We start from the raw sequence: 11,104 nt of genomic DNA on the forward strand, positions 1-11,104 counted from the left end.
GAGCAGGCCTTCGGGACGATGAAGCGGCGGTTCAACCTGGCGCGGGCGCGGTATTTTGGCGCAGCGAAAGTGCAGGCGCAGATGTGTTGGGCGGCGCTGGGGATGAACTTGCTGAAGGCGCATCGCAAGTTGAAAGCGATGGAGCTTGCAGGGGTAGGTGCGCCCTGAAAGGGGTAATGGGGCCGCAAAAGCGGCTCTTCGCCATGTTTGAGCCGGGCAAATTGGCCGAATTGGCGGAATTTTCATCGCTCATGCTCGAAACTGGCGTATTCGAGGGAGGTTATGCAGTGGTCTTAAAGCTCACGTTCTCGTGCCCGGCCAGCCTCAAGGCTGACCTCGACCGCTACGCCGCGCTGCACGCGCAGGCGTATGGCGAGGCGGTCGATGCCACGACGCTGATCCCGCATATGCTGGAGGCATTCATGGCCGGCGACCGGGGATTCAGGAAGGGAGGCGGGAGCAAGGCTGCACTTCCGAAGTCAGGTTGACGATGCGGACGCATCCGCCATCCGCTCACCAAGAAAGCGCAGCCTACTGGCTGCGCTTTCGCTTTTGAGGAGCCTTGTGGAAGTGCAGGACTACGATGACCGATGCGACCTTGCCTGCTGCGGTGCCCTTGCGCTTACCACCGCGAAGCGCCCGTGCGACACCTAGCTCGAAAAGCAGCAAGAGCACGCAACGGCTGAAATCTAGCCTAACCTATTACCCCATAAGACCTTTTTCCCTGCTGCACATCTGCATGAAAGACTTGACAGCGGACATTTTTCATGGCGTGCTGTTCACCACTGTGGCAGGCGGGCGCCGGACAGCCACTGGCGCTGTTCGCGATAATCGGGCATCAACTGCTCGACCAGGGCCCAGAAGCGCGGACTGTGGTTCATTTCGCGCAGATGGCACAGCTCGTGCACCACGACGTAATCGAGCACGGCGGACGGAAAATGCAACAGCCCCCAGTGCAGCCGGATCACACCACGCGCATTGGCACTGCCCCAGCGCGTACGCGCATTGCTCAGGTGCAGCGCGCTGCAGCGCACATCCAGCAGCGGCGCGTAGACGGCCACACGCTGTTCGAAATGGCGCAGAGCCTGTTGCCGGAACCAGGCCAGGGTGACACGGCGCATGTCGGCGGCGGTGGCCTGTGGCGGCAGGCTCAGGGTCAGGCTGGGGGATGCACCGGCATCGCCCTCTTCCCAGTGCGCCAGCGCGGCTAACCGCGCCTGCGCCCGTGCCGGCGGCAGCTTCTGCCCGGCTGTCGACTGCGCATCGAGCAGGATGCGCATCGGCTGGCCCAGTAGCTGCAGCTGCATGCCATGCTGCCAGAGCACGGGCTGGGCGGCACTCCTGGCGGCCAGATAGTGTTCGCGCAGCTTGCGCAGGATCCAGCCGGCCCTGGACAGCAGCACATGCTCGACCTGGCCGCGCGTGATCCAGAAGGGAGCGGATACGGCCAGTCCGTCCTCGGTGATGCGCATGCCCAGCGTGCGGCGGTGGCTGCGTTGCAGACGGTAGCCGATATCCTGGCCATCCAGCACCAGCTGGCAGTTGGCCTGCGGGTGCTGCAGCAGCGGTTCGGAGCGGGTGGACTCTGTCATGCGGATGCTGCCACCGTGGCTCAGGGGGTCAGGCTGGCCTGATCGGAAGCCGACTGGGCGGCCTGGGCCGCCTCCTCTTCCTGCAGCAGGGTCTTGGCAAAGTCCAGGAAATCGTCGTGTACCCGGGTGTGCGGCGGAAATGCCGGATCCAGCGGCTGGTCCCGCCAGATTTCGCCTTCACCGGTGCAGACCAGGTGCACCATGCAGCCGGCCGCCGAGGCCGCCTGCACGTCACGCAGGGCATCGCCCACGGCGTGGATGGACGACAGCTCGACACCGTAGCGCTCGGCAATCTCCAGGAACATGCCGGATTCCGGCTTGCGGCAGCTGCAGGATTCCTCGGCACTGTGCGGGCAGAAGAACACGGCATCGATGCGGCCACCATGCGCCTGCACCTGGCGGTGCATGACCTCGTGGATCTCGTTGAGCGAGGCCATGTCCATCACGCCGCGACCGAGCGCAGGCTGGTTGCTGGCCACCACCACATGCCAGCCGGCGCGCGCCAGCAGGCCCAGGGCCTCCATGGCTCCGGGAATCGGCTCCCACTCCTGCGGGCCCTTGATGTAGCCCTTGCGGTACACATTCAGGGTGCCGTCGCGGTCTACCACGACCAGCTTGAGGGCGTTGCGGCGCGGGGACGTCATGGCAGCAGCTCCAGCAGCAGGATCAGACGGCCAGGCGCGACAGGTCGGCCACGCGGTTCATCGCCAGATGCAGCATTTTCAGCAGGCCCTGGCGGTTCATGCGCAAGTCGTCCTGTTCGGCGTTGACCATCACATCGTCAAAGAAGGCATCGACCGGGGCGCGCAGGGCCGCCAGCACCTGCAGCGATTCGGTGTAGCGGCCGCTGTCTACATGGGCATCGGCCTCGGGGAGAATCTGCTGCATGGCGGCAAACAGCGCCTTTTCGGCCTGTTCCTGCAGCAGCATCTCGCTGACATGTGCATCGACCACCTGACCGACATCACCGGCCTTCTTCAGGATGTTGCCGATGCGCTTGTTGGCCGCTGCCAGCGCCGGAGCCTCGGGCAGCTGGGCAAAGGCACGCACGGCTTCCAGACGCGCCGGAATCTCGCCCCAGGACGGACGCACGGCGATCACGGCATCGGCCTGCTGCGCACTGTAGCCCTGCTCGCGCAGATAGCCGCCGATACGCTCGTAGATGAAATCGAGCAGCTGCTGGTTGCTGCCGGTCGCATCGGGCAGCAGTGTGCCGAAGATGCCGCCCACGGCGGTTACCAGCGTGGACAGGTCCAGCGGCAGGCGCTTCTCGATCAGGATGCGGATCACGCCCAGCGCATGGCGGCGCAGCGCGAACGGATCCTTGTCGCCGGTGGGCAGGTTGCCAATGCCGAACATGCCGACCAGGGTTTCCAGCTTGTCGGCAAGTGCCAGCACGGTGCCGGTGTGGTTGCGCGGCAGCACATCACCGGCAAAGCGCGGCTTGTAATGGTCCTCGATGGCCAGTGCGACGCCATCGCGCAGGCCTTCGTGGCGGGCGTAGTACTGGCCCATGATGCCCTGCAGCTCGGGGAATTCGCCGACCATGTCGGTGAGCAGGTCGCACTTGGCCAGCTGCGCCGCCTGCTGCACCTTGCTGTCGAGCACGTCGAAGCTGTCCTTGTCTTCCAGCGTGTAGGGGTGTGTGCCCAGACGCAGCTGGTTGACGATGGCATGCGCAATCTGGCGTACGCGATCGCTGCGCTCGGCCTGGGTGCCCAGCTTGTTGTGGTAGACCACCTTGGCCAGACCGGGAATGCGCTCCTCGAGCTTTTTCTTGCGGTCCTGGTCGAAGAAGAACTTGGCGTCAGCCAGGCGCGGACGAATCACGCGCTCGTTGCCGCCCACCACGGCCGAAGCATCAGCGGGGTTGATATTGCTGACCACCAGGAAGCGGTTGGTGAGCTTGCCTTCGGCATCGAGCAGCGGAAAGTACTTCTGGTTGGCCTTCATGGTCAGGATCAGGCATTCCTGCGGCACTTCCAGGAATTCGGGCTCGAAGGCGCAGACCAGCACCTTGGGACGCTCGACCAGCGCCGTGACCTCTTCCAGCAGGGCCTCGTCGCTGATGGGCGTGTAACCCTGGCCCAGCTGCACGGCAGCCAGTTCCAGCTGGCGGGCGATATCGGCCTTGCGCTCCTCGAAGCTGGCAATCACGGCACCCTGCTCGCGCAGCGTGTCGGCATAGCTGTCGGCATCGGCCAGCGCGATCGGATCGGTGCTGGCCTCGAAACGGTGGCCGTGTGTCTGGCGGCCGGCCTGCAGGCCGAGCGCCTGCACCGGCACCACGGTGCTGCCATGCAGCGCCACCAGACCGTGCGCGGGACGCACGAACTGCACGCTGCTCCAGCCCGGCATGTCGCAACCGGTTTCCAGCTGGTAGGTCATGACCTTGGGAATCGGCAGCTTGCTGATGGCTTCTTCCAGCGCCTTCTGCAGACCGCTGTCGAGGGAAGCGCCGTCAATCACGCTGTCCAGGAACAGGGATTCGGCCTTGCCGTCCTGCTGGCGCTTGAGCTGCGCCACTGCATCGGCGCCCTTGCCGAGAGCCTGCAGCTTCTTCAGCAGCGCGGGGGTGGCCTGGCCGTCGGCATCGAGACCGACCGTGACCGGCATCAGCTTGAGCTGCACCGGCTTGTCCTCGGCCTTGGCGACCACGCGGGTGACATGGGCGGCCAGACGGCGCGGGCTGGCATAAGGGGTGGCGACACTGTTGCCATTGGCCAGACCCTGGGCGCGCAGCGCGGCCAGCAGGGTATCGGCAAAGGCCTGGCCCAGCTTTTTCAGCGCCTTGGGCGGCAGTTCTTCGACAAACAGTTCTACGAGCAGATTGGGAATCGTCATGGTGTTCTTTCTCAGGCGGCCTTCTTGTCCTTGGAGGCAGCTTCCATCTGGGCCACCCACTCGCGCGGTGCCATGGGGAAGCCCAGGCGCTCACGGCTGTCGTAATAACTTTGCGCCACGGCGCGCGCCAGGTTGCGGATGCGGCCGATGTAGGCGGCACGCTCGGTGACGGAAATCGCACCGCGGGCATCCAGCAGGTTGAAGGTGTGCGCAGCCTTGAGCACCTGCTCGTAGGCCGGCAACGCCAGCTGCTGTTCGATCAGGTATTTGGCCTGTTTTTCGTGCGCGGCGAAAGCCTGGAACAGGAAATCGGCATCGCTGTGCTCGAAGTTGTAGGTGGACTGCTCGACTTCGTTCTGGTGGTAGACATCGCCATAGGTCAGGCCATCGGTCCATTGCAGCTTGTAAACGTTGTCCACGCCCTGCAGGTACATGGCCAGGCGCTCCAGGCCGTAGGTGATTTCGCCGGTGGCCGGCTTGCAGTCGATACCGCCGACCTGCTGGAAATAGGTGAACTGCGTCACTTCCATGCCGTTGAGCCAGACTTCCCAGCCCAGGCCCCAGGCGCCCAGTGTGGGATTCTCCCAGTCGTCCTCGACAAAGCGGATGTCGTTCTGCTTCAGGTCGAAGCCGAGTGCCTCCAGGCTACCCAGGTAGAGCTCCAGGATGTTGGAGGGGGCCGGCTTGAGCACGACCTGGTACTGGTAGTAGTGCTGCAGGCGGTTGGGGTTGTTGCCGTAGCGGCCATCCTTGGGACGGCGGCTGGGCTGCACATAGGCGGCCTTCCACGGTTCGGGGCCGATGGCGCGCAGGAAGGTGGCGGTGTGGCTGGTGCCAGCACCGACTTCCATGTCATAGGGTTGCAGCAGCGCGCAGCCCTGGGCGTCCCAGTATTGCTGCAGCTTGAGAATGATTTGTTGGAATGTCAGCATAAATATCCTGTCTGCCCGCAAGGGGGCCAATGAATCATTTTAGCGGGGGAATATGGCGCAGTGCCGGCATCAGCCGCGCGGGCGCGGCGCACGCAGGGCAAACAGCGCCAGCAGCGCCATGCCGAGCAGCCACAAGGGCCACAGACCGAACTGTCCGGCCCAGCGCGCAAACGGCGTCAGGCCCTCCCGCCCCTGCACCTCGCCGCGCAGTACGCCGCGTTCCAGACGCGGCAGCTCCTGCTGGACCCGGCCCAGGTGATCGATGATGGCAGTGGAGCCGGTATTGGTGGCACGCAGCATCGGACGGCCCAGTTCCGTGGCACGCATGCGGCTGATATGGCGGTGCTGGTCGATCGCCACCGTGTCACCGAACCAGGCGATATTGCTGACGTTGGCAAGCATCGTCGGCGCCTGGCCGGGATCGGTAAAGCTGATGGCAAGCTCTTCGCCAAACAGGTCTTCGTAGCAGATATTGGGCTGGATGCGCTGGCCCTGCCAGAGCAGCCGCGGCTGGTTGGCATCGCCGCGCAGAAAGTTGCCCAGCGGCATCACCATCATGTCGACAAACCACTGGAAGCCATAAGGCACAAACTCGCCAAACGGCACCAGATGCTGCTTGAGATAACGGTATTCCGGCTGCTGCGCAGGCGGCAGCAGCACGCCGGACTGCGGCTGGCTGCCGGCCGTCACGGCCCCACCCGGCACCATGCCGACCACCGCATTGGCCAGACCGGTGTCGAAGCTGCCAGCCGGGGTGCCGATCAGTGCGGCCTGATCCCCCGTGGCAAAACGCTGCTGCAGCGCCTGCCAGTAGCCCGGCGGCAGCTGCTCGGGCAGCAACGGCAGGGCCGTCTCGGGCAGCAGCACCAGCGGGGCCTGCGCCGCCATCAGTTGATCGCCATACCAGAGCAAGGCGGTCTCGATGCCGCCATTGGGCAGGAATTTCTCATTTTGCGGGATATTGCCCTGCATCAGCTCCACACCCAGTGGCCGGCTGCCGGCGGGGCTGGTCAGGCCGGGGTTGATGCCCTCGCGCAGCATGATGCCGGCCAGCAGCAGCGCGACCACGCCGGCGGCGGTGGCCAGGCCCTGGCGTACCGGTGCGGCACGGCCCCGCAACTGGCGCATGGCCAGCAGGGCCGCGATCCAGCTGGCCAGAAAACCGATGCCATAAACGCCCAGCCAGGGTGCCCAGCCGGCCAGCGGGCCTTCCACATGGGCATAGCCCAACGCGCCCCAGGGGAACCCGGTAAACAGCACGCCACGACACAGTTCGGCCAACAGCCAGAGCGCGGCAAACAGCAGGCTGCCGCCGGTGCGCCAGGGCCCCTGCAGCGCCAGCCACAGACCGCAGGCCAGCGCGTAATACAGGGCGAGTGCGGCAGCCAGCAGCAGCACGGCCAGCGCCGACAGCCAGGCCAGCATGCCGCCGTACACATGCATGGAGATGTAAAGCCACCAGAAGGTGCTGGCAAGCCAGACCGTGGCCAGCAGCCAGCCACGCCAAAAACCGTGACGGAAACGCTGGCGCGGTGTGCCGGACGGCGGCACCGAGGCTGCCAGCAGCCAGACTGCCAGCGCCAGCACCAGCGGCTGCAGCCACCACAGCGCCATGCCGCCCCAGGGCCAGGCTCCGGCCCAGGCCAGCAGCAGGCCGCACAGGGCCAGCAGCAGATAGCCGATACGTCCGGCAGGCAATCGGGAAGTCATGGCGTCTGGTGGCGACTGGTGCCGGCTGCCTTATCCGGCTGCCTCGGTATGCGCAGCGCGGGACACCTTGAACCAGCGCACCGCGCCACCACGCGTGTGCATGACGACAAAGTTCAGGCCGTCCAGCGTGATGTACTCGCCACGACGCGGCACATGCCCCATTTCGTGGGCAATCAGGCCGCCGATGGTATCGAAACTGTCTTCATCCTCGGGGTCACTGCTGGTGATGCGCACCTCGAAGTCCTCGTTGATGCGCTCGACCGGGGTGTCGCCACTGACGCGGTAGGAACCGTCTGCCAGACTGTAGATATCGCCCTCTTCCTCGATCTCGTCGAATTCGTCCTCGATCTCGCCGACGATCTCTTCCAGCACGTCCTCGATCGTGACCAGGCCGGCCAGGCGGCCGAATTCATCGATCACCATGGCCTGGTGGTTGCGCTTGACGCGGAACTCGCGCAGCAGCTCGTTCAGGCCCTTGCTTTCCGGGACAAACAGCGGGGCTCGCAGCAGCACGCGGATATTCAGATCGGGGGCGCGCTGCAGCTTGAGCAGGTCCTTGGACATCAGCGTGCCGATGATGTTGTCACGCTCGCCTTCGTAGACCGGGAATCGTGAATGGGCCGTGTTGATGACGGTCTTGAGCAGTTCGTCATAGCTGGCGTTGATGTCCAGCAGGTCCATGCGCTTGGCCGGCACCATGACATCGCTGGCAGTCATGCCGGCGATGCGCAGCACGCCCTCCAGCATGATGCGGCTGTCGGGGCCGATGACATCGTTGCTTTCGGCCTGGGCCAGGGTGTTGTAGAGCTCTTCCGGGGAGTCGGGTCCGGGATGCAGGAATTCGGCGATTTTTTGCAGCAGGCTGCGTTTGTCCTCATGTCCCAGACTGGGGGAAGGCGAAGGGTCACTCACGGAATTGGAAGCACTGGCGTGCAGATGGTTGCAATGATCCTAGGATACACAAAATCCGGGACACCCGAATGTCAGGTATGCCCGGATTCCCTTTGCCTGACTGGCAGATTCAGGAATGCTGGCGCAGCAGCGGGTTTCCCAGCAGGCCGAAGCCTTGCAGACGTTGCAGGAAGTCCTGGTAATTGCGCAGCTGCTTTTTCATGCGGTAGTCGGTATAGGCCACACGGGTATCGAGCGCTTCTTCCAGACGGCTGGCATGGGTGGCAGCCGGCAGGGTCAGATAGGCTTCGGACTCTTCGCCATCGCGCTCGACGCGGGCACCAGCCTTGCGCGCAATGCGCAGCATCGGACGGTTTTCGGTCAGGGCGTGGATGTAGAGCAGATTCAGGCCGCGGTTGCGGCAGTGCAGGATGGCGCGGTCAAACAGCTGCTGGCCCATGCCTATGCCACGCAGGCTCTTGTTGACGGAACCACCAAATTCGGCCGCCTTGCCATCGGGGCTGTAGCCCAGATGCGCCATGGCTACCAGATTCAGATCTTCGTCGTAGTAACCGTACAGTTCGTCGCTGTCGAACTCCAGGCCGTTGACATAGCGCTCGATATGACGATCACCAGCCAGCAGGCCAAAACGCAGGTATCGGTCGCGTTCGTCCAGCGCAAGCAGGTGCTCCAGCACCTTGTGGCGATGGTGTTCGGGCACCTCGCGCAGCGGCACCTCGGTGCGGGCACGCAGCGGTTCACGCGGAGGTTGCGCCAATACGGCTTCAAAGTCGGCAACGGCAGTCGTCATGGGAGTTTCCTTGACTGGCAGCTCGCACCGTGTGGGCCTTGCTGCACAGTTGAAACGGTCGCGCGGGTTGGCAACCGGACGAACACGAGTATAGGGTTATCCCTTGTTGCGATTCATGAAACAGACATAAAACCCCATGCAATGTAAGAAATAGCACACTTGTTCGATTCCACTGTCAACACCACGCCACAAAAACAAGGGCACCCCGCGGGGTGCCCTTGTGCTGATCAGCGCGACAGTGATCAGTGGCGCTCGGAATACTGCTTCATCTTGATCGCAGCCGCCAGCAGGGCCACGCCACCCAGCGCCTTGATCAGGCCGGAGTTGTCGGCGTAGAACTCGCTCAGGCGCTGGCTCAGTTCGGGCTGCTGCTGTTGTGCCTCGTTGACAACCTGCGTCACCTCGGTGGGCGACAGCTGCGCGACCGCATCGGCATCAACCTGCTGCTCGCCGGGCTTCATCATCTTCTGCAGCACGCCGCCGGCCAGTGCCGCTGCCGCTGCCGGACCCAGGGCCTGGATCACCTGGTTGATCAGGCCGGCCTGCTGCTGGTTGCTGGACTGGCCGAACATCTGGCCGACCTGCTCGCCCATGCTGGGCGTGTCCCCGGCATCAAAAGCCTCGCGCAGGCCTTCGCGCACGGTGTCACGCGGGGCATCACGCACGATCTCGTCCACATGGCTTTGTTGCGGCTGGCTGTTCTGGCTGATGGCATTGGCGATTTGCGAAAGTGCGTCTAGCAGTCCCATGGCGATCTCCTTCCTGATGACATGTATGTGCGCCCGGCCGGCATGGCTGGCGTCAGAATCATTATGAGCAGGGGAAGATGACCGGCTGGCGAAATGGACGGCAAATCTGGCAAGCGTCTGTAACAGCAACGATGCCGCGGTGCAGCACCCGGATGCTGCCGCTTTGCGGCCAATCCCTGCGACAATGCAGGGCATGAATGCCAAGACTGCTTTTGCCCCCCTCCAGAACGATACCTTTCTGCGTGCCTGCCGCGGCCAGGCGACCGAGTACACGCCGCTGTGGCTGATGCGCCAGGCCGGCCGCTACCTGCCCGAGTACCGCGAAACGCGCGCCCGCGCCGGCAGCTTCATGGATCTGGCCATGAACGTGGATTACGCCACCGAGGTCACGCTGCAGCCGCTGGACCGCTTTGCGCTGGATGCCTCGATCCTGTTCAGCGACATCCTGACGATTCCCGATGCCATGGGCCTGGGCCTCAGTTTCCAGCAGGGCGAAGGCCCGAAGTTCGAAAAGAACGTACGCGATGAGGCTGCCGTGGCCGCGCTGGACGTGCCGGACATGGACAAGCTGCGCTACGTGTTTGATGCCGTGACCAGCATCCGCAAGGCGCTGAATGGCCGCGTGCCGCTGATCGGCTTCTCCGGCAGCCCGTGGACACTGGCCTGCTACATGGTCGAAGGTGGCAGCAGCAGCGACTACCGTGCCGTCAAGAGCCTGATGTACAGTCGCCCGGACCTGATGCACCGCATCCTCGACATCAACGCGCGCAGCGTGGCTGCCTACCTGAACGCCCAGATCGATGCCGGCGCCCAGGCCGTGATGGTCTTCGACAGCTGGGGCGGCGTGCTGGCCGACGGCAAGTTCCAGGAATTCAGCCTGGCCTATACCGAACAGGTGCTGGGCCAGCTCAAGCGCACCGGCCCGGACGGAGCCGATATTCCGCGCATCGTCTTCACCAAGGGCGGCGGCCTGTGGCTGACACAGATGAATCTGCTCGATTGCGATGTGCTGGGCGTGGACTGGACCGTCAATCTGGGTGCCGCCCGCGCCTCGCTGTGGATGCACGGCGAAGGCAAGACGCTGCAGGGCAACCTGGATCCGAACGTGCTGTTCGCCCCGCCGGAGAAGGTGGCTGCCGAAGCGCGTGCCGTGCTCGACAGCTTTGGCACGCCGCACACCGGCGAAGGCCGGGGTGCCACGCATATCTTCAACCTGGGCCATGGCATCAGCCAGTTCACCCCGCCCGAGCACGTGACGGCGCTGGTAGAGGCCGTACACAGCCATTCGCGCGCCATGCGCGAGGCGGCGGCCGGCTGACAAGGCCCTTGCCCCGTGTACCACCGCTGGCCTGTGCCAGCGGTTTTTTTGTCCGCGGCCTGCAGCCGTTGGCCAAACTGTGGAAAACCGTGCCTGTCAAGCCCGGAAAATCCGGCTGTGCGGGCTTGACAACGCCAGGTTATGCACATTTCCATACTGATCGCCCTGCGCTGGGCAGCTGACTGGCAAGCTCCCAGGAGGGTTTTGCAAGTTATTGAATTTCAAGAAAAAATAATCTCAAGTCAAGCTGCAGCAAA

At 64.2% G+C, this 11,104-nt stretch carries 11 protein-coding genes; 3 read left to right on the forward strand and 8 right to left on the reverse strand.

Annotated features, from left to right (window positions below; translation table 11 throughout):
• Nucleotides 1–168 (forward strand): transposase (locus tag C513_RS13250; protein ID WP_018715932.1); only part of this gene is annotated, 168 nt, incomplete at its 5' end.
• 83 nt (nucleotides 169–251) lie between these two features.
• Nucleotides 252–488 (forward strand): DUF2274 domain-containing protein, encoded by a 237-nt coding sequence (locus C513_RS0110315; RefSeq protein ID WP_026320754.1) that lies wholly within the window; start codon nucleotides 252–254, stop codon nucleotides 486–488.
• A 291-nt stretch (nucleotides 489–779) separates the two neighbouring features.
• On the opposite strand, the gene C513_RS13255 is transcribed toward C513_RS0110315, so the two are convergent.
• The 8 genes from C513_RS13255 to C513_RS0110355 all read right to left on the reverse strand — a co-directional run bounded on the left by C513_RS13255 (nucleotide 780) and on the right by C513_RS0110355 (nucleotide 9,529).
• Nucleotides 780–1,592, reverse strand: a complete 813-nt coding sequence (locus C513_RS13255) for a M48 family metallopeptidase (RefSeq protein ID WP_018715934.1) — start codon at nucleotides 1,590–1,592, stop codon at nucleotides 780–782.
• A gap of 20 nt (nucleotides 1,593–1,612) precedes the next feature.
• Entirely contained in the window at nucleotides 1,613–2,236 is a 624-nt protein-coding gene (gene gmhB / locus C513_RS0110325; RefSeq protein WP_018715935.1) for a D-glycero-beta-D-manno-heptose 1,7-bisphosphate 7-phosphatase, read from the reverse strand.
• Between the two features lie 22 nt (nucleotides 2,237–2,258).
• Complete coding sequence (glyS, locus tag C513_RS0110330; protein WP_018715936.1) at nucleotides 2,259–4,436, reverse strand: glycine--tRNA ligase subunit beta; 2,178 nt, start codon at nucleotides 4,434–4,436, stop codon at nucleotides 2,259–2,261.
• An 11-nt stretch (nucleotides 4,437–4,447) separates the two neighbouring features.
• Entirely contained in the window at nucleotides 4,448–5,368 is a 921-nt protein-coding gene (gene glyQ, locus C513_RS0110335; protein ID WP_018715937.1) for a glycine--tRNA ligase subunit alpha, read from the reverse strand.
• Between the two features lie 69 nt (nucleotides 5,369–5,437).
• Nucleotides 5,438–7,078, reverse strand: a complete 1,641-nt coding sequence (gene lnt, locus C513_RS0110340; RefSeq protein WP_033395043.1) for an apolipoprotein N-acyltransferase — start codon at nucleotides 7,076–7,078, stop codon at nucleotides 5,438–5,440.
• A gap of 30 nt (nucleotides 7,079–7,108) precedes the next feature.
• Nucleotides 7,109–7,990 carry a CorC family transporter gene (locus tag C513_RS0110345; protein ID WP_018715939.1) on the reverse strand — a complete coding sequence of 294 codons (882 nt, stop codon included), beginning with the start codon at nucleotides 7,988–7,990 and terminating at the stop codon, nucleotides 7,109–7,111.
• A gap of 109 nt (nucleotides 7,991–8,099) precedes the next feature.
• Nucleotides 8,100–8,780 carry a GNAT family N-acetyltransferase gene (locus C513_RS13260; protein ID WP_018715940.1) on the reverse strand — a complete coding sequence of 227 codons (681 nt, stop codon included), beginning with the start codon at nucleotides 8,778–8,780 and terminating at the stop codon, nucleotides 8,100–8,102.
• A gap of 242 nt (nucleotides 8,781–9,022) precedes the next feature.
• Complete coding sequence (locus C513_RS0110355) at nucleotides 9,023–9,529, reverse strand: hypothetical protein (RefSeq protein WP_018715941.1); 507 nt, start codon at nucleotides 9,527–9,529, stop codon at nucleotides 9,023–9,025.
• A gap of 184 nt (nucleotides 9,530–9,713) precedes the next feature.
• Here C513_RS0110355 and hemE point away from each other — a divergent pair, with 184 nt between their 5' ends.
• On the forward strand, nucleotides 9,714–10,847 hold the full coding sequence (gene hemE / locus C513_RS0110360) for a uroporphyrinogen decarboxylase (RefSeq protein WP_018715942.1): 1,134 nt from the start codon (nucleotides 9,714–9,716) through the stop codon (nucleotides 10,845–10,847).
• Nucleotides 10,848–11,104 lie beyond the last annotated feature (257 nt).

This window comes from Allobrachymonas chironomi DSM 19884, from assembly GCF_000374625.1.
Classification (GTDB): domain Bacteria; phylum Pseudomonadota; class Gammaproteobacteria; order Burkholderiales; family Burkholderiaceae_C; genus Brachymonas; species Brachymonas chironomi.